This window comes from Macrococcus carouselicus (assembly GCF_004359515.1).
Classification (GTDB): Bacteria; Bacillota; Bacilli; order Staphylococcales; family Staphylococcaceae; genus Macrococcus; species Macrococcus carouselicus.
The window spans coordinates 95128-113017 of sequence record NZ_SCWD01000002.1 but is presented as its reverse complement, the minus strand read 5'-3'; the positions used below and the strand labels follow the sequence as shown (position 1 = coordinate 113017).

Here is a 17890-nt window from a genome sequence, read left to right as displayed (position 1 = left end):
AATGAAGACGACTGACTATTTATCACTCATCATCAAGGAACTGGAGCAGACGGCCACTCTAATCTCTGATTCTGAAGCCGATCAGCTGGTGGAAGCTCTGCTGAACGCCAAGAAAGTCTTTGTGACCGGTGCTGGGCGGTCCGGTCTGGCAGGCAAAGCATTCGTTATGAGAATGATGCATATGGGCATTGATGCTTATGTGGTCGGTGAAACCGTCACGGCTAACTTAGAGCAAGGTGATCTCCTGATTGTCTGTTCCGGCTCAGGTGAGACACGTACACTGATTCCTATCGCTGAAAAAGCAAAGGAACTGGGCGGTACAGTTGTTACAGTCACTATTAATCCGCAATCGACCATCAGCACAATAGCTGATAGAATCATTCAGCTGCCAGGAATAACAAAAGATGGATCAGCAGGCAGCTATCAGACTATCCAGCCGATGGGTTCCCTCTTCGAACAGACGATGCTCTTATTCTTTGATGCAGTGATTCTACGCTTTATGGAGATTAAACAGCTGGATTCAAATACCATGTACGGCAAACATGCCAACCTTGAATAGAATAGAAGATACCAAAAACCGTAAAATCGAAATGATTTTACGGTTTTTTATCAGTTATTCGACAGGCAATCTACCAGCCTCTAATCCAGTTCTCCTGTATTGAGTCGTAGATCAGGTATTCTCGGCGCACCTGCGTCATGATTGACAATCGCAATCGGCAAGTCCTCAGTCTGACCATAGGGATCCCACATCGAATAAATAAAGACCGCACTATAGATGATCGGTAAAAATAATAAGACGGTTAACGCCACCAGCAGAAATGGGTGCTTAAGCAGCGCCTGAAAATATTTAAACACTTTTTATCCCCCCTTAAAATTATACTATTATATCATTTATAGATATTTATTCAATTAAAATCATCTATTTAACTTTATCAGAATAATTATCTCTATTTAGCTTGTTTTAAGGAGGAATAGTCATGAGACAGTGGGCAGGCAGTAGCTCGTATATGTCTTTCTTGTCATATGCTTAGCCTTTATGACCTGCTAAAAGGCCTTTTCTTGACTTAATTGTCCCGCTATCCGATAAAGAGGATGCCCGCATGACTACATCTTTACCGTATTTTCGTCTGAGCTGGTCCAGATAGTCTTCCACCACTTCCTTTTTCACTTCTTCAGTTGATTCAAAGAGATTCATCTGTCTGATACGACTGTCCCGCAGATTGCTGAATGACACGCCGACTGTCCTGAACAGCCGGTCTGTCTCTGCATGTTCTTCTAAATGCTGCCAGATCAGCTTTACAATCTGCATGGTCGACGTGAAATAATCCTTCTTCGTGAACTGTTTATGTAGACCCCCGCCGTCTGCATAGCTTACTGTGAAAGCAATTGTCGTCGGATAGAGGTTCTTCTCTCTGACTCTGTATAACACTTCATCTATCTGTTCACTGATAACGGTCTTCAGTTCATGGAACCGATAATCCCGCATCAATATCTGTGACTTGCCATATGATTTCCCTTTGATGATATGTGGCTTTCTGATGAGGCTTTCATCGATGCCGTTCGCATGTAGATGCAGGTCGACACCGATGATGCCGAAATCCCGCTTCAGGTATTCTACCGGATAATTCGCGAGGTCCCCGATTCTGAAGATTCCTTTCTTGTTCAGTTTCATCTCTGTCCGCCGGTTGATGCCCCACATCTCCGTCAGCGGCTCAACATCCCACAGTTTCTGCGGCACATCATGATAGCGCCATTCAGCGACGCCGTCATGTGAGCGTTTGGCCTCTAAATCCATCGACAGCTTAGCCAGCAGCGGATTAGAGCCGATGCCAATCGTACTGAATATCTGTGTCTCCCGGTAAATCTCCTGCTGCAGCATTCTTGCCAGCTGATAAGGTGACTGTGCAAAAAGATGGTAGGAATCTGTGATATCCATGAAGAATTCATCGATACTGTACTGATGGAAATCTTCAGGAGCCACATAACGAAGAGCAATACCTGAGATCCGGCTGGATACCTCTATATATTTCAGCATGGAAGGATTGATGATGTAGATATCCCGCCGGTGCGGTATTTCAAATAACCGCGATCCTGTCTTGATGCCAAGCGCCTTCAGAGGCGGTGTTGCAGCTAAGACGACAGAGCCCTGCCTTTTCGTATCGCCGACAACGGCGAGTTTAGTGGTCAGTGGATTCAGTCCTTTGTCGATACAAGAGACCGATGCAAAGAAACTCTTAAGATCCACACAAAGTACATCACGAGCACTACATTGATAATAGTCATACATGCTTCCACCCCATTTACATTCAGTGTAAATGAGAACGTATGTTCGTGTAAAGAAATGTTATGCTTACTTATTTTAATAATTTTTTTTACTCAGAAATGATAACAGCATTGATTCAGACAATAAACGACAGAAACGACCGCTCATAACGGTCGTTTCTGTTAGTGTGTGACATCTGAAGTCGAGATGCCCGTAATGGATTTCACCTGTACTTCTCTGTATTTCTCCAGCGACTCCTGTTTGCCGAGGAACGTCCCGAGAAATGCCCCGAGAAAGCCTGCCGGTACGGAGATAATAGCCGGATTGGAGAGCGGGAAAAGTGGGTTCGCCGTAATAAAGGCCGTCCCTGCCGGATTCATGACATTCGGACTTAAGATCACAAGGATGAGTGATGTCACTAAGCCAACCGCGATGCCTGTCAGTGCGCCCTGCGTATTGAATTGTTTCCAGAAGATCGTGAAGAAGATAACGGGTAAGTTCGCACTCGCTGCCACGCAGAAGGCGAGTGACACCAGAAACGCAACATTCATATTCTGTGCGAACAGAGCTAAGATGATGGAAAGGACAGCCACAGCCAGTGATGCCAGTTTCGCTGCTTTCATCTGCTCACGTTCCGTGACCTTTCCTTTCTTGATGACTTCACCGTAAATATCATGTGCGAATGCTGAAGCACCGGACAAGACCAGTCCCGCAACAACAGCGAGGATCGTCGCAAAAGCAACGGCACAGACAAAGGACATCAGGAAGTCGCCGCCTAACTTGTCAGCGAGCAGCGGTGCGGCCATATTGCCGGCTGGATTCGCTGCAATGATCTCTTCACGTGTCAGCAGTGCAGCAGCACCAAAGCCAAGGAAGATGGTCAGAATATAGAAAATACCGATGATCCAGGTCGCCCACATCACAGAGGAACGTGCCGTTTTCGCATCTTTTACCGTGAAGAAGCGCATAAGAATATGCGGCAGCCCTGCTGTCCCGAATAATAACGCTATAATCAGGGAGATATTATCAAGCGGCGAACTGCCTTTCGAGCCGGGATTAATGAATTCCCCTTTGAAATCTGCTGACTTGATGTTCTTCATTGCACCGAACATCTCGGAAATGCTGAAGTTGAAATGCGCCAGAACCATGACTGAGATAATCACCGTCCCGATCATCAGCAGCACCGCTTTGACCATCTGCACCCAGCTTGTTGCCGTCATGCCGCCGAACAGCACATAGATGGTCATCATAATACCGACAATGATGACTGCCACTGTATAGGGAATGCCGAATAATAACTGGATCAATGCCCCTGCACCGACGAGCTGTGCCAGCATATAGAAGATGACGATGGTGATGGACGAGACGGCAGCTGCTGCACGTACTTTCTTCAGTTCAAACCGTGCGGCAATCATATCGGCAAGCGTGTACTTTCCGAGATTACGTAACGGCTCCGCCACAATATATAACACAACCAGATAGGCAGTCAGGTAACCGATGCTGTAGAAGAAGCCATCGAATCCCCATAATGCGATAGCTCCTGCAATGCCCAGAAAACTTGCGGCAGATAGATAATCACCTGCAATCGCGAGACCATTCTGCCAGCCTGTCAGGCCCCCGCCTGCTGTATAGAAATCACTTGCAGAATTAGTACGTTTCGAAGCAAAGAAAGTAATGAGCAAAGTCAAACTGACGAAAAAGAGGAACATAACAATAACCGTGATATTCATGATTGAGCGCCCCCCTTATAACGTTCTACAATACGCTCAGATTCCTGATCAAATGTCTTGGCGCGGCTCATATAGAGTGTCACGAGTGTCCAGACCATGATGAAGAGTGCGAGTGCATAAATCCACGCCCAGGAGATATTCCAGAAAGCTTCTTTATTCAGAATATCTGTGTAACCTGTTAAAATCGGAAATAATAATGTGGCTAAAACAAAAAATACTGTTATCGGAAAAATAAATTGATTACGATGATGCTGCAGTGCAATAAAATCTTTATCTCTTGAGATTTTCTCATAATCCAATGAACTCATTTCTCTACCCCCCCAATTAATTAATATTCACTCTAATGAATATTTTATTAATTTGTCAGAATATTGTCAATATTTAATTTAAGCGCTTACATAAAGATATGAAGTCTTATGACAAGGAAGCAGGCGTTCTATTGAATAAGAAAACAGCCTTTCAATTGAAAGACTGTCCGTTTTCACTTTAAATATGTTTATCATACTTATTATCTTCTCTCTGCATCTTTGCCGATCAGGGCATTATCATGACTTTATGCAGGTCTTTCTATGCTGAATATCTTAACAAGCGTACTATCATTCTGCCGGCAATCCTGCTGATAGGCGAGGATCAATGTGCATGATAACACGCCTCTCTTTGAGCAATACATAGAAAAATAAGATTCTCCTTACTGACAGCCATAAGCATCGCGATTTATATAACAGTATAACCTATTTTTTTGATGTATGAATCGGAATCAAGTTCGCCTCTATCTGTGCTCTATGAGGCTCATACTGAGCAGGTAGCATGAGCGATTCACCCATCGTTTCATAAGGCTCATCGTGCGCAAAACCTGGTGAATCTGTCGCAATCTCAAATAATATCTCTCCGTGTTCGCGGAAGTAAATAGCGTTGAAATAGTTTCTGTCTTTGATATCTGTCACGTGATAACCATCAGCTCTCAACTGATTCGAGAACATCATCTGTTCAGCATCATCTTGTGCACGCCATGCAATATGGTGGACTGTCCCAGCACCCATTAATCCTCTGGCATTAACCTCTTTTTTGATGTCGACGATATTACCCATCTCTCCTTCCGCCTCATATCTGAAATAAGTCTCATCTTCAGCTCTTTTAGCTAAGCCTAATTCTTCAGTGAGCACTTTATCAGTCGCTTCAATATCTGACGAATAGAGGACAGCTCCTGCAAAACCTTTGATTGCATATTCCAGAGGGATAGCCTCATGCTGGAACGGATTACTGTCACCTTTCTCACGTTCAACGATTTCAAGTTTTAAGCCATGAACATCTTCAAATGTTAAATATCTTTCACCGAAGCGTTCTTCTTCATGAACTTCTATATCAAAAGATTCTAAGCGTTCTTTCCAGAAATCGTAAGCTCCGACCGGAACCGCATAGCCTGTCACGCCTACCTGTCCTGTACCAATCCGTCCCTGTCTTGCACCTGGCCACGGAAAAAAAGTGATAATTGAACCCGGCGTTCCCGCATCTGTACCGAAGTACAGATGATAGGTTTTCGGATCATCAAAGTTAACAGTTTTCTTAACCAACCTTAAACCCAGGATTCCTTCATAAAAATCGACGTTCTCCTGAGGATGTCCGACAATGGCACTAATGTGATGGATGCCTTTCGTTTTCACTTCACTCACTCCTTAAGTATAATAAATATATTAAGTATAGTTATTATATCATTATGTTTCAGAACTTTATAGTTTAAAGCACTATCATCTCCTTTTCAAATGAACTTTTTCATGTTACAATCATAGTAATTAAATACCCACGACTGCTGTCGAAGGGGAGTAACTCTAGTATAATCTCGTCATTACGAAATAATTTTATTTCCGGGGTTATAGGGCTATGTGCCTAGTGAGACCTTTGCCAAATTTATTTGGTATGGGTCTTTTTTAATGAAAATTTTAAGGAGGTTCCGTGAATGGATCCAAGTATTTTATTCGCCTATTTATGGGTAATTGTCGTGTTGATTATTTTAGAAGGATTGCTTGCGGCTGATAATGCTATCGTCATGGCTGTCATGGTTAAGCATCTTGAACCCGAACAGAGAAAGAGAGCCCTATTCTATGGCTTAGTCGGTGCATTTGTATTCCGTATCATCTCCCTGTTTATCATCGGTATCCTTGCTAACTACTGGCAGATTCAGGCGCTGGGTGCAGCTTATCTGCTGTTTATGTCGATCAAGAATATACGCAGTTACTTCAAACATAAGAATGCCTCGCCAGACGAACGAGCAGCAGAAGCCTCAAACGCTAAAAAAGATGGCTTCTGGATGACCGTGCTGAAAGTTGAACTTGCCGACATCGCATTTGCAATCGATTCCATGCTGGCAGCCATCGCCATTGCGATCACACTCCCAGAGGTCGGTCCTGACTTTGCTGGCATGAACTTAGGTCAGTTCCTTGTCATGTTCACAGGAGGTATCATCGGGGTCGTGTTGATGCGATTTGCCGCGAATTATTTCGTCGCAATCCTCGAGAAATATCCGTCACTGGAACTCGCAGCATTTGCCATTGTCGGCTGGGTCGGCGTGAAGTTGTTCGTTCTTGTCCTTGCACACGATAAAATCGGTATCCTGCCGCACGAATTTCCGCACTCATGGCAGTGGCAGATTATCTTCTGGACAGTATTGCTGGGTATGGCTATTGCCGGTATCGCTGGCGGAAAGATGAAACAGAAAAACAGTTAAGATGATATGAAAGGCTATAGACTTACTCTTCAAGAGCTCATGTCTACAGCCTTTTTTATTTATCATCACCAAAGCCCCTTCCTATTGATAAAAAACTGATAGCCGGTATATACTGGAGTGGAACAGAAGTCATACTGGACTGGAGAATAGTAATGGAATATTATTTCTGGGTTATTATCATGCTGCCGATTCTTTTTATGGTACTCTTTCCCGTATTGAAAAAAATCAAGAAATAAAAAGAGCCAATACCAGCTTTTAAAATATACGGGTATTGGCTTTACTGATTCAATCATTTCTTATCATTCTTAACGATTTAATTCTTGCAATCGTTTTAACTCATGGTCCACACCATCTATCTGGATTATTTATGCCACCCTTTATAGTAATAATGTAATCCTCAGCGAATAATACCACTTCTGTCCTATGGAAATCCGATGCATACCTTTTAGAGTCTGACTGGTTATTCAGGTCTTTCCAATGCAAAGATCTCGCCGAGTTCACTGTAATTGTGACCGGCTAGCCTACTGATAGGCGCCAGTTTATAGGGATCGATTCTGTAATTATCAATCAGCTCGTCATCAATATTAAAGTTCACTATTCGTCCGATGATATGATCGACTGCTTTTTCTTCATCACCCAGTATCACATGTTTCTCCAGGATACATTCAAAAGCTACTTTCGCTGTTTCCACAGTGGGTACACTTATCTTCTTGCTTTCAGTCAGTTGAAGATCAGTCAGTTCTATTTCTGATTCATGATAAGGTAGTGCCGCTGCAGTCTTATTGACTTCCCGTATAAATGATTTAGACACAATATGGACGACAAATTCCTTGTTATTGATGATATTCCGTGCAGTATCTTTCATCTTTTCCTCTTTACGCTGAATGGAGACAGCAATCATTGGAGGATTCGCCGTTACAATATTAAAGTAACTAAAAGGTGCTGCATTCACGACCCCTTCCTCTGACTGTGAAGTAATAAATGCGATCGGTCTGGGAATAATAGAGCCAATCATCATTTTATAATTATCACGTTCTTTCTGCTTTAATGGATCAATATGCATAATAATGCTCCTCTCTCTTTAGATGGCATATTAAAAATAGAATATTATACTATAATTATTACTGAATTATATTGAGACTGTAATTTATATCTCTCTTATCTACATGCAGCAATAACTCAAAAACCCATCTGTCAGTCTTAGTCTAGACGGTTAGATGGGTTTTTGCGTCCTTAAATATTTTATAAAGATTGATACCACTGAATAGCCGCTTCTAGTTCTTCACTAGTTAACGAATGCCCCTTGTCATGCCAGAAGACAGTGACCTCAGCTCCTGCTTGTTCAAGTGTCTCCTGAAGTTCATTAATCTCTTCTTCAGATGCATATGGATCACCTGTTCCAGCGCCAATGAATACTTGTTTACCTGTTAAATCTGGAAGATCAATATTTCTGAGCGGCACCTTCGGATGGAACAGAATCGCTGCATTGAATAATTCATTTGTATGATACAGTGAGCTTGCAGCGATATTAGCACCATTTGAATAGCCAATTGCAACAATTTTATCTTGCTTCAATTTATTTTCCATTATCGTGTCTAATACAAACTGATTCAGTTCATGCGTACGCTCTACTAAGTCTTTTTCATCAAACTGATGCATTGACAATCGTCTGAAGAAGCGAGACATACCGTTTTCCATAACAGTCCCTTTCACACTGATAACAGATGCTTTTGCATCTACCATCTCCGCGATTGGCAGCATATCATATTCATTGCCGCCTGTTCCGTGGAGCATCACCAGTGTATGAGGGTGAGCCAGATTCTCTTGATTTTTAATAATGTATTGCATCTTTACTCCTCCTATCTACTTCTAATTGTATCGATATAACGAACTTCACTTTCAATTTCTTCACGTTTTGATTCAAGAAACGGTGGTAATGATAATTTCTCGCCCAATGTTTCATATGGTTCATCACCCATAAAACCAGGGCCATCTGTCGCAATTTCAAATAGAATCGGCATTGCAAGTCTGGCATAAAGGGATTGAAAGAAGAACCGGTCGACAAAACCTGAATTCGGCAGACCAAAACTATCAATACGATTAATCCATTCTCGCAATTCTGCTTCATCCGGCACACGAAAAGCGATATGGTGTATACTACCTGCACCTTGCTGAGCCATCATGCTTGTTGAGTCATCTACAATAATGACAGCAGCACCGTTACCTCCTTCTCCCGTTTCAAACCAGTGCATATCACCTTCAGTTGCTGTTTCTTTGAACTGATAAACTGTCTCAAATGCTTCCTTGAATGCAACGAACTGACTGATTTTAATGATAACCGGACCTAACCCATAAATAGCCAATTCAATTGGAACCGGTCCGTTTTGCCAAGGTGTGCCTGGCGCGACACCGCTGTCATACTCATCAGAGATCAACTGATATAACTGGCCGTCGAAGTCTTCAAATGGCAGTACCTTTCTGCCAAACATCTCAGAGATACCGCCATGTTTCACATGGAATTTTTTAAAACGCTCTAAGAAGTATTCCAATGCTGCATCACTTGGTACACGGAAAGAAGTACGATGTAATTCATTTGTCCCATGTTGTCCTTGAGGTACGCCATTGAAATCGAAGAAGGTCATATCTGTCCCTGCACTTCCGATATCATCAGCAAAAAAAAGATGATAGGCTTGAATATCATCCTGATTGACTGTTTTTTTGACGAGTCGCATACCGAGTACATCATTAAAGAAATCATAAATTTTTTCGGCACTGCTTGTGATTGCTGTTACGTGGTGAATACCTGTTAATTGAGCCATAAAACTAGCCACCTTTATATATATTTTATACTTGATATAATTATTATACTAAAAACCCTATCAATTTCAAATCATTTGCTTATTATGGTATAAGCTTATTTATCAATGATGAAAAACAAAACAACTGCTAAAATGATTTTATTATCATTCAGCAAATAAAAAAGATGAGATTTAATCTCATCTTTACGTTATTCAACCGGTATCCACATTTCAGCTGTATAGTCAGCTGCTGTGACATTACCGAAGGGATAGTATTCAAATTCTGGAGCATTTCTTAAATCATGCTGGGAAGCAGGTATAATCACTTCATAAGCCTCGTTAGTAATGCGTTGAATTTCACGTGAAACGGGTCTTCCTGCTTCAAATACTAAATAGTTACCTGCTGGAATGTGATGAGAAGTCCATTCTGACGTTTCCCGTGCAGAACTCACTCCAATCATATAATCGACCCCGTTATCAGTAGGGAAATATATACCGAAAAATCCTTGAAATTGGTCATCTGCTTCAATTGTTAAGCGCGCGCGTTGATCTGACTGCTTAAATCCAGTCCAGAACTGCTGTGACTTCTGCTGTGCATCTTCGATACTGTCATAACTTCTTTTTTCCCCAACTACAGTCAATTCTTCTAAATGCTTTACTTCATATGCCATAACTTCTCCTTATAATTGTTCTAACACTTTGGGCATGTCCCCAGGCGTGATAATCCCTAGAATGTCTTGTGGTTTTTCTACTTTTCCAGAATCGGAAATTAAAATGACCAGTTTAGAATGTCCTTTTGTATTAATTTCATCTATCATCGTCTGCTCTACTTCGTGTAACGGCATGTCATTTTTAACGATGATAAACGAGGCACCTTTCTCATCATTTGGGAGAACATCTCTCACTCGGTAATCCATCAAGTTGATTGTTCCTTTAGTCGATACTGAAGCCAGCCAGTTCGTCAGTCCATTGTCTGTCAAAATACCGAGAAAACGCTGACCATCAAATATCGGATATTGTGATAATTGATGCTGCTTAATATGAGCGAGTGTATCCACTAACGAATCGTCAATATTTAAACACACCACTGGTTTATTGAATTGTTTTACCGTTGCAGGATTCGCAATTTGTTGACGAATCGACTCGAGTTGATTGATAAATTCAGTCGTTGGTTCTGCGATATTAAATGCATCTTTTTTCTCATGAATCAGTAAGTTTCTTAACTGCCTTGCGAGATCAATTTCATCTTTAAACGCCTTCACTACTGGATGTTTTTCTTTCAGCTGGTAAAATAATGAGCCAAAACTGTCATCCCGCTTCGTTTCATCTTTCATTGCTTCATGCAGCTGATTGAATGTCGAAATAAATCGTTCAAAATTATCCATAAAAGACCTCCTAATTTTGATAACACTCTTTTAGCAGTTCGTAATTAAACACACAGGACTCATGTTTACAACTATATAATTATAGATCATTTTGTTTGTCATGAAGATGTTTCAAGTAATCAATTACTCTTGCCATCCTTTGTTTTAAAGACCCTTTTTGTTTGAATAGTTCAAATATGTCATACGCTTTACTATTATGAATCACTTGATTCTTCATAAGTTTTCTCCTTTATTTTTCTTATCTTTATGTCTGTAACAATGATTGTTCATCCTATTATCAATATGTTTCTCAACCGTTTTTATCTATTAAACGACATCTTGAACACTTTCGGCAGTTCTGCCTCAAAGCGCATTACTTTATTCATCGTCGGATGTGTAAATGCAAGAACGCTTGCATGTAAGCCGATACGTCTGAACGGGTTTGTCACAGCTCCATATTTTTTGTCACCGACAATCGGATGCCCGAGCTCTTTCATATGGATCCGGATCTGATTTTTGCGTCCCGTCTCCAGATTGACTTTCAATAACGTCTGCGTGCGATTGGTGTTCAGCACTTTATAATGCGTCACAGCCTTTTTGCCATTATTCGGAGTTTTGCTGGAATGCATGGTCAACGTTTTGTCTTCAGTGAGCCAAGTTGTAATAGTCCCATCTTCTGTCATGCGGCCTTCTACAAGCGCGATATAAGTCCGTTCACTTACTAACTGCTTCCAGTTGTTCTGCAGCACTTGCTGCACTTTTTTGTTTTTCGCATACATCATGACACCGGACGTCTCGCGGTCAAGCCGGTGGACAACATATATATGGTTCTGTGGATGTGCTCTTTTAACGTAGTCTGACAGCAGGCGGAATGCTGTGTTTTCGTTATCTTTTTCTGATGCAATAGATAACAGCCCCGCTTCTTTGTTCACTACGATGACGTCTGCATCTTCATGGAGTATTTCAATCCCTTTGATTTTCGCTTTCTTGTTCACTGCACTCGTCCTGATTTCGACGATATCCCCCGGTGCAAGTGATGCGTTGAACTGACTGATTGATTAGTCATTGATAAAGACGTGCCCTCTTCCAAGCACAGTTTTGACTGATTTCTTACTTCTCTCCGGCATTACTTCAAATAAAAATTTGAGCAGTTCTGTTGCTTCGTGTACTTCCCATGTGGCGTCACTGCCATTTCTTCTGTTCATTATATACGTCCTTTCGGTCAGATGATGACCGTGCTATTAATTCATTTTGTTTATTATATTGTGAAGCTCTTCTTTCCACTGCTTATCATTATAAACGATGCCGCCATGATTAACACCCATTACAATCAACCATGCACTCGTCTTTCAATACAACTGAAAAAGCCAGCCCATTAACTGGACTGGCCGTCATGCTTTAACAGTGAATAAAAGTAAGCATCCTTATAGTCATCTCTATTTTTCAAATAACTTCTCAGCTTTCCTTCCAGCATAAACCCACTTCTCTCAGCTACTTTTTGACTTGGAAGATTATCGCACTCTATTGTCAGAGTAATTCTGTTGAAATTAAAGCTGTTAAAACCAAGACTGCACATACCAGTCACGGCTCTAGTCATAATTCCTTTGCCCTGCAAGTCTTCAGACAACCAGTAACCGATATCAGCAGACCGATTAGATGGATTAATGTTATGAAAATCAATCATTCCGGCTGCCTTCTGCTGGTAGTGGATAACGAGAGTCACCGACTTTCCTGCACCGAAATTTTTCATCATTTCTTTAAAAGCAATAATCTCTTCTTCTTCGTTTTGAAGATGATCAAGCCACGGCAGGAATTCTTTCAAATAATCACGCTGTTTGTCAATCAAACGATAGACGACCGGACCATCTATTTCCGGACGAGGGAGAGCAAGCTCTATTTCATCATCAACTTTGTATGAAAGCATGTATATCCACTCCTATTATGTCATCCTCAAATGTCTTTCATCTTTTATTTCTTCTAAATAACTGATAATCTTTAAATAATTTTCATCAGTAAAATCTGTAAATGTATACCACTCTGAACGATAATATATTTCAAATTTACTTTTTAATATACTTTTTTTAAATCGATATGTTTCAATCTCATCAATCGGAATGCTGTGAGAATTAACTGCTGCTTCTAATAATGGATTAAAAATAATTAATTGGCTCGTTGTATCTAATATTAACTCACCTGGAAAATTAACGATTCTAAAATTAAAAGTTTTTATTTTACATGCTGTTTTTATCATTATCTCGTCACCTCTAATATTTTATTTAAAAAATATATGATTACTTACAACTATCGATGAAATGAAACGTGTATCTTTCATATGGATCCACTCACAATACTAGTGACGTCTATAATCATTTAGATTCTCGAACACATGTATCAGTTGTTTATTTTCTTTAAAGATTTGTAACTGCAGCTGATGAGAAGAAGCTGTTAATGTATTGACATTAAATTCCGGTTTAAACGTATCATTTATAATCATTTCCTTGTCCAGTACATCACCAGCAGTAGGTGTTAATTTAAGCGTTTTCGACGTGCTTTTATGACTGGATTTTAGTATTTCATCCGGATACAAAATATTTAAATATAGCACTGGATGATGTTTTTCTATGTAATTATTAGCACTTGGATCTATAACATATTTAATAATGTACTGCACATTGTTATTTGCTGTTTTAACATTAAAATCTTTAATCACAAAGTGCGGCTGAATAAATAAGTCTTCTACTGTTAATGCTCTGTTAACTGCAGGAGTTTTCTCTGCTTTTTCGGTCTGCTCAGTTGTTACCTCTTCTTGTTGTTTTTGAACTTTAGCATGTTCCTTATGCTGGCTGCAGCCTGTTATAAATATCAGTAATATGATGAGGACAACTAATCCCTTCATTAATCACCACACCTCCATGATTTAATTTAACAGAAATATTACAATATTCTAATTTTTATATATAATTATATCATAATATGTAAAGTGAGGAATTGGAATAAAATTATTAATTTTATAACTATTTACTTTTTATTGAATTGAACTGGCGGTGTGTTGCTGGAAATAAAGGTGATTAAAGATATTACAGCGAAAGATGTAACCGAATTATAAATTCAATACGCTTCTTTCTTATTAAAGATATCTATTAAACCCGCCTTCGCTGTTAATCAGCTGACCAGTAATCCACTGGCCTTTATCACTGTGCAGGAATAATACTAAGTTAGCAATATCGTCAGGCTGCCCCCAGCGTTTGTCATTGAATTGATTCGAAATCTGATGATAGACTTCACTGTTCTGCTCGATATAGCCTGTATCTGTCGGCCCTGGATTAACAACATTCACTCTGATATTCCGTTGTGCCAGTGCATATGAGCTTTGCATGCCTAGGTTTGTGACAGCTGCTTTTGATACTGCATAAGGAATCTCAGAAGTCATCGGTCCTAGGTGTTGACCTGACGTGAACAAAGTAATGCATCCTTTTTCTGCTTGTAATTGTGCCTTGAAGTGTTTAATCAGCAGCATAGCAGCTGTTACATTCACTGTCAGATGTTTATTAATCTCTTCTGCATTCCAGTCGTCAAGCCCACATTGTGTACTATAAGCATGACAAATGATCATGTGTGATATTTCGTATGACGCTAATTCATTAATGAGTGACTGTACGTTGTCCGCTATAGATAGATCACAATCTTTCAGGCGAACAAACTGACCCTGATACAAATCTCCAGCATCAGCATAACCCATCTTCTGGTCATAGTCACTTGAACCATGCGCATAAACTTTGTAGCCTTCCTTCAAGAAACGATGGACTAAATTCGCACCGATTCCGCCTTTGCGACTGACACCTGTAATCAATATATTCTTCATAAAATCCTCCTTATATCAACATCCATCAATGATAACCGGCTTATTGATTTAGTGCTGTTGCTCCTTTAAGTGCTGGTGCATAAGTTTAAGCGGGCCATTATACGCAAGTGTGAATGCGTACTTGGCTATATTCTCTTTTGATTCCTGCATGCCATTTTTCACCCATTCTTTAATCAGCCCTGTCTGTGCATTGACAATAAAAGCAAAGTAATATTCAATGGGCACGATGTTCAATTGCTCAGGCAGATCAATGTTACTCTGTACATAACTTCTGATGATACGTGAAAATTTCTGCGGCAGTCCTGCATCTTGATTGATTAACGTCACATTGAAAAATTCTTTATGATTGATGATGACCTGCAGGATGATCTCAATCAGCTGTGTTGAGTGCTGCTCCAGATTAACATCAACTTGAGGATATTTGCGGTCCTGCAGTGCTTCCTCCAGTTCACGCATCACTTCATCTTCCAGCTGATCACGTAAATCAAACTTATCGAGATAATGCAGATAGAAAGTACCGCGGTTGATGTCTGCTTTCTCTGTAATCTGATTGATCGTGATATCTTTGAATGGTTTCTCCGCTAATAAGCTGAAGTAAGCATGTTTAATACTTTCTTTTGTTTTTCTGACGCGTCTGTCTAACATTATTTTTCCTTCTTTCTGAAGATAACAAACATATAATAATGAAATGTTCACTAATCATCACATTATATATTATTGGTTATTGTGTTCTTTATTATTCGAATTATAATATACATTGTAATTATTAATCAACATTATGTTCAATAAGGAGAAAACATATGAATATTTTAAAAAATAAACTATTTTACTTACCGCTTATTACCGGCTCACTGCTCATCTGGATTATGTCATTAGCTTTTTCCCCAGCTTTCAATCCGAAGCCAAAAGACCTGCCGATTGCTGTCGTCAATATGGATAAAGGACTGCTGATTCAAGGTAAGCAGATGAACATCGGCGAGACTTTTACCGATAAAATTAAAGATAACAAAGACTTAAATGAAACAGTTGATTTTGTCACTGTAAAGAGCGAGAAAGATTTGAAAGACGGTTTTGACAACAACAAATATTACAGTGCTCTTGTAATTCCAGCGAACTTCACTGAGAATGCCACAAGCGCTATGCGTCACGAAATACAGACTGCGAAAAAAGCTGAAGCAGCGGCGCAGGCGAAAAAATCTCAGACTGATTTAAAAGCTAAAGTCGCAAGTGGCGTCATCTCGCCGCAGCAGGCACAAGTCATCGTCCAGCAGATGCAGGCGAAAATGAAAGAAATGCAGAAAAAGAACGCAGACCTGCTAAAACCGATCATTGTTGAAAAAGGTCAGCTGGAAGTTATTATCAATCAAGGTGCCTCAGTACAGGCGGCACAGATTAGTGACAAAATGCTGTCTAGTATGGGTAACAATATCAATATCATGTTAAGCAAACAGGCTGTAAAAAATCTGTCCGACAATCAAATTAAAGTATCAGCTGATCACATGGACCAACTGATGAATCCTGTGACAGTGAAACATACAACAATGAACAAAATTCACGACCATCAGGGAAATGGTATGGGCGGCATGCTGCTCTTCACACCTATCTGGATGGGTTCACTTGTATCAGCAGTTGTGTTATTCTTTGCTTTCCGTACTTCACATCTTGTGACACAAGGTGAACGCCTGAAAGCGACATTCATGCAGTTTGCGATGGCGGCTTTAGCGGCCATTGTCTCAAGTGTGCTCGGCGTATGGTTTATCACGCAAGTTCTCGACTTCTATATGCCAAACATCACGCAGACAACGATATTCATCGCAATTTCAATGTTCGGCTTCATTATGCTGATCCTTGGAGTCATGTCATGGCTCGGCATGAAAGCCATTCCGCTGTTTGTGCTGCTGTTATTCTTCAGCATGCAGATGCTGACGTTACCTAAACAAATGCTGAATGATTTCTACCAGACCTATGTCCTGACTTGGATTCCTTTTGGTTTCTATGTCGATGGTTTACGTGAACTGATATATCTCCATAAAGATCTGACACTCAATACACCGATCATCGTTATGACCGGCCTTGCAACATTCGGTATGGTGATTACGTTACTCGCTGCTGTACTGCGCAAGCATAGCGACAAACGTGCAGAAGTACCAGCCTAACAAAAACTCCGATTTCTCATGAAGAGAAATCGGAGTTTCTGTATATGATCAGACTACAAAGAAACGTATTATAGTCTTATATCACTGCTTGTTTACTGAAAGTTAAATACGATAACAGTTATGCACTATTTGATTATAAACATAATTTTTAATATTTCTACTTTACCATATTGGATGATAGCTGACCCTTCAATCTGCACGTGCAGCACTCGTTCTATGTATCATGTTAGAAAAAGTATCCATATCTTTTACTTATGACTAATGAATTTGTGTCATCAGCATCAATTCCTTGTTTAATGTTCTACTTTCAATTAAGGTCTAAATAAATGACATTATAATATGCGGAAGATGAAAAAATGAAAATAGCAGGAATCAGCGGTAATCCTTATGCAGCTTCAACCAATTTAAAAGTACTTGAAAAAATCGGTGCTGAACTCGTCAATAACGGACATACATTTGAAGTGATTCATGAAGTGAAGGACTTACCATTATTTAATCCGCAGACGGCGTATCAAAATCATTATGAGATCGTCAACGAGATGAGAAATAAAATCAACGCTGCTGACTTTGTCGTCATCGTCAGTCCCGAATATATGGGCGGTGTACCCGCTATCCTGAAGAATGCGCTGGAATGGATGTTATCTGAAGCAACATTGATGCATAAACCCGTTGCATTTGTAATACATTCACCCATCGGAACACATGCTTTTGAAGCATTGAACAGACATTTACGTATTATGGGCGCTGACTTAAAGGAAGAATGGCAGCTGCTCATTAGTTACAATAAACGTATTGAAAGAGCAGACGGATGGTTCCAGGATGAAACGGTTAATGATCAATTAAAAGCCTTAATAAAACATGTGAGTGAGTCAGAAAAGACTACATAATATGGTATTATATATGATGTTTATCTCTATTCTGTAATTCGTTAAAATTTAATAAAAAATGCGTGGTCTTAAGAAGAAAATAACGCATTCTTTGTAAATAACATTTAA

22 protein-coding genes are annotated in these 17890 nt (G+C 40.1%); 4 read left to right on the top strand and 18 right to left on the bottom strand.

Features of this window, described 5'->3' with window-relative positions:
• The first annotated feature begins 1 nt into the window (after position 1).
• Positions 2 to 559 (top strand): 6-phospho-3-hexuloisomerase, encoded by a 558-nt coding sequence (hxlB, locus tag ERX40_RS06655; RefSeq protein ID WP_133417721.1) that lies wholly within the window; start codon positions 2 to 4, stop codon positions 557 to 559.
• A gap of 80 nt (positions 560 to 639) precedes the next feature.
• On the opposite strand, the gene ERX40_RS06650 is transcribed toward hxlB, so the two are convergent.
• The 5 genes from ERX40_RS06650 to ERX40_RS06630 all read right to left on the bottom strand — a co-directional run bounded on the left by ERX40_RS06650 (position 640) and on the right by ERX40_RS06630 (position 5663).
• Positions 640 to 855, bottom strand: coding sequence for a YhgE/Pip domain-containing protein (locus tag ERX40_RS06650; RefSeq protein ID WP_133417720.1), 216 nt, complete (start codon positions 853 to 855; stop codon positions 640 to 642).
• Between the two features lie 172 nt (positions 856 to 1027).
• Positions 1028 to 2287: a Y-family DNA polymerase gene (locus ERX40_RS06645; protein WP_133417719.1), complete on the bottom strand. Its 1260-nt coding sequence runs from the start codon at positions 2285 to 2287 to the stop codon at positions 1028 to 1030.
• 158 nt (positions 2288 to 2445) lie between these two features.
• On the bottom strand, positions 2446 to 3993 hold the full coding sequence (locus ERX40_RS06640) for a solute symporter family protein (protein WP_133417718.1): 1548 nt from the start codon (positions 3991 to 3993) through the stop codon (positions 2446 to 2448).
• On the bottom strand, positions 3990 to 4301 hold the full coding sequence (locus ERX40_RS06635) for a DUF485 domain-containing protein (RefSeq protein WP_133417717.1): 312 nt from the start codon (positions 4299 to 4301) through the stop codon (positions 3990 to 3992). Before ERX40_RS06635 ends, ERX40_RS06640 begins: the two co-directional genes overlap by 4 nt.
• 423 nt (positions 4302 to 4724) lie before the next feature.
• Positions 4725 to 5663 carry a ring-cleaving dioxygenase gene (locus ERX40_RS06630; protein ID WP_208001668.1) on the bottom strand — a complete coding sequence of 313 codons (939 nt, stop codon included), beginning with the start codon at positions 5661 to 5663 and terminating at the stop codon, positions 4725 to 4727.
• Between the two features lie 284 nt (positions 5664 to 5947).
• Between ERX40_RS06630 and ERX40_RS06625 the strand changes: the two genes are divergently transcribed.
• Complete coding sequence (locus ERX40_RS06625) at positions 5948 to 6715, top strand: TerC family protein (RefSeq protein WP_133417715.1); 768 nt, start codon at positions 5948 to 5950, stop codon at positions 6713 to 6715.
• A 460-nt stretch (positions 6716 to 7175) separates the two neighbouring features.
• Here ERX40_RS06625 and ERX40_RS06620 read toward each other — a convergent pair whose 3' ends face one another.
• The 13 genes from ERX40_RS06620 to ERX40_RS11255 all read right to left on the bottom strand — a co-directional run bounded on the left by ERX40_RS06620 (position 7176) and on the right by ERX40_RS11255 (position 15384).
• On the bottom strand, positions 7176 to 7781 hold the full coding sequence (locus ERX40_RS06620; protein WP_133417714.1) for a flavin reductase family protein: 606 nt from the start codon (positions 7779 to 7781) through the stop codon (positions 7176 to 7178).
• Between the two features lie 176 nt (positions 7782 to 7957).
• Entirely contained in the window at positions 7958 to 8563 is a 606-nt protein-coding gene (locus ERX40_RS06615; protein ID WP_133417713.1) for an alpha/beta hydrolase, read from the bottom strand.
• Positions 8564 to 8574: 11 nt separating this feature from the next.
• Positions 8575 to 9534, bottom strand: coding sequence for a ring-cleaving dioxygenase (locus ERX40_RS06610; protein ID WP_133417712.1), 960 nt, complete (start codon positions 9532 to 9534; stop codon positions 8575 to 8577).
• 188 nt (positions 9535 to 9722) lie between these two features.
• Complete coding sequence (locus ERX40_RS06605; RefSeq protein ID WP_133417711.1) at positions 9723 to 10184, bottom strand: GyrI-like domain-containing protein; 462 nt, start codon at positions 10182 to 10184, stop codon at positions 9723 to 9725.
• 9 nt (positions 10185 to 10193) lie between these two features.
• Positions 10194 to 10898, bottom strand: coding sequence for a CBS domain-containing protein (locus ERX40_RS06600; RefSeq protein WP_133417710.1), 705 nt, complete (start codon positions 10896 to 10898; stop codon positions 10194 to 10196).
• A 79-nt stretch (positions 10899 to 10977) separates the two neighbouring features.
• Entirely contained in the window at positions 10978 to 11115 is a 138-nt protein-coding gene (locus ERX40_RS11260) for a hypothetical protein (RefSeq protein ID WP_165980689.1), read from the bottom strand.
• Positions 11116 to 11197: 82 nt separating this feature from the next.
• A complete protein-coding gene (locus tag ERX40_RS06595; protein WP_341777478.1) occupies positions 11198 to 11872 on the bottom strand; it encodes an RluA family pseudouridine synthase in 675 nt (224 codons plus the stop codon).
• Between the two features lie 63 nt (positions 11873 to 11935).
• The gene (locus tag ERX40_RS11600; RefSeq protein ID WP_341777477.1) at positions 11936 to 12082 is read right to left on the bottom strand and encodes a hypothetical protein; all 147 of its coding nucleotides are present in this window, start codon (positions 12080 to 12082) and stop codon (positions 11936 to 11938) included.
• 170 nt (positions 12083 to 12252) lie between these two features.
• Positions 12253 to 12801: a GNAT family N-acetyltransferase gene (locus tag ERX40_RS06590; protein WP_133417709.1), complete on the bottom strand. Its 549-nt coding sequence runs from the start codon at positions 12799 to 12801 to the stop codon at positions 12253 to 12255.
• Between the two features lie 15 nt (positions 12802 to 12816).
• Positions 12817 to 13128, bottom strand: a complete 312-nt coding sequence (locus ERX40_RS06585; protein ID WP_133417708.1) for a PH domain-containing protein — start codon at positions 13126 to 13128, stop codon at positions 12817 to 12819.
• A gap of 99 nt (positions 13129 to 13227) precedes the next feature.
• Positions 13228 to 13773, bottom strand: a complete 546-nt coding sequence (locus tag ERX40_RS06580) for a hypothetical protein (protein ID WP_133417707.1) — start codon at positions 13771 to 13773, stop codon at positions 13228 to 13230.
• Between the two features lie 231 nt (positions 13774 to 14004).
• Complete coding sequence (locus tag ERX40_RS06575; protein ID WP_133417706.1) at positions 14005 to 14739, bottom strand: SDR family oxidoreductase; 735 nt, start codon at positions 14737 to 14739, stop codon at positions 14005 to 14007.
• A 48-nt stretch (positions 14740 to 14787) separates the two neighbouring features.
• The gene (locus tag ERX40_RS11255) at positions 14788 to 15384 is read right to left on the bottom strand and encodes a TetR/AcrR family transcriptional regulator (RefSeq protein ID WP_243712983.1); all 597 of its coding nucleotides are present in this window, start codon (positions 15382 to 15384) and stop codon (positions 14788 to 14790) included.
• Between the two features lie 155 nt (positions 15385 to 15539).
• Between ERX40_RS11255 and ERX40_RS06565 the strand changes: the two genes are divergently transcribed.
• Both ERX40_RS06565 and ERX40_RS06560 read left to right on the top strand, forming a co-directional pair.
• On the top strand, positions 15540 to 16895 hold the full coding sequence (locus tag ERX40_RS06565) for a YhgE/Pip domain-containing protein (RefSeq protein ID WP_133417705.1): 1356 nt from the start codon (positions 15540 to 15542) through the stop codon (positions 16893 to 16895).
• A gap of 356 nt (positions 16896 to 17251) precedes the next feature.
• On the top strand, positions 17252 to 17782 hold the full coding sequence (locus ERX40_RS06560; RefSeq protein WP_133417704.1) for an NADPH-dependent FMN reductase: 531 nt from the start codon (positions 17252 to 17254) through the stop codon (positions 17780 to 17782).
• Positions 17783 to 17890 lie beyond the last annotated feature (108 nt).

Coding starts and splice junctions, on each gene's coding strand:
- ERX40_RS06560 (WP_133417704.1), top strand. CDS start 17,252: ATGAAAATAGCAGGAATCAGCGGTAATCCTTATGCAGCTTCAACCAAT.
- ERX40_RS11255 (WP_243712983.1), bottom strand. CDS start 15,384: ATGTTAGACAGACGCGTCAGAAAAACAAAAGAAAGTATTAAACATGCT.
- ERX40_RS06605 (WP_133417711.1), bottom strand. CDS start 10,184: ATGGCATATGAAGTAAAGCATTTAGAAGAATTGACTGTAGTTGGGGAA.
- ERX40_RS11260 (WP_165980689.1), bottom strand. CDS start 11,115: ATGAAGAATCAAGTGATTCATAATAGTAAAGCGTATGACATATTTGAA.
- ERX40_RS06580 (WP_133417707.1), bottom strand. CDS start 13,773: ATGAAGGGATTAGTTGTCCTCATCATATTACTGATATTTATAACAGGC.
- hxlB (WP_133417721.1), top strand. CDS start 2: ATGAAGACGACTGACTATTTATCACTCATCATCAAGGAACTGGAGCAG.
- ERX40_RS06600 (WP_133417710.1), bottom strand. CDS start 10,898: ATGGATAATTTTGAACGATTTATTTCGACATTCAATCAGCTGCATGAA.
- ERX40_RS06635 (WP_133417717.1), bottom strand. CDS start 4,301: ATGAGTTCATTGGATTATGAGAAAATCTCAAGAGATAAAGATTTTATT.
- ERX40_RS06590 (WP_133417709.1), bottom strand. CDS start 12,801: ATGCTTTCATACAAAGTTGATGATGAAATAGAGCTTGCTCTCCCTCGT.
- ERX40_RS06585 (WP_133417708.1), bottom strand. CDS start 13,128: ATGATAAAAACAGCATGTAAAATAAAAACTTTTAATTTTAGAATCGTT.
- ERX40_RS06610 (WP_133417712.1), bottom strand. CDS start 9,534: ATGGCTCAATTAACAGGTATTCACCACGTAACAGCAATCACAAGCAGT.
- ERX40_RS06645 (WP_133417719.1), bottom strand. CDS start 2,287: ATGTATGACTATTATCAATGTAGTGCTCGTGATGTACTTTGTGTGGAT.
- ERX40_RS11600 (WP_341777477.1), bottom strand. CDS start 12,082: ATGAACAGAAGAAATGGCAGTGACGCCACATGGGAAGTACACGAAGCA.
- ERX40_RS06625 (WP_133417715.1), top strand. CDS start 5,948: ATGGATCCAAGTATTTTATTCGCCTATTTATGGGTAATTGTCGTGTTG.
- ERX40_RS06615 (WP_133417713.1), bottom strand. CDS start 8,563: ATGCAATACATTATTAAAAATCAAGAGAATCTGGCTCACCCTCATACA.
- ERX40_RS06575 (WP_133417706.1), bottom strand. CDS start 14,739: ATGAAGAATATATTGATTACAGGTGTCAGTCGCAAAGGCGGAATCGGT.
- ERX40_RS06565 (WP_133417705.1), top strand. CDS start 15,540: ATGAATATTTTAAAAAATAAACTATTTTACTTACCGCTTATTACCGGC.
- ERX40_RS06640 (WP_133417718.1), bottom strand. CDS start 3,993: ATGAATATCACGGTTATTGTTATGTTCCTCTTTTTCGTCAGTTTGACT.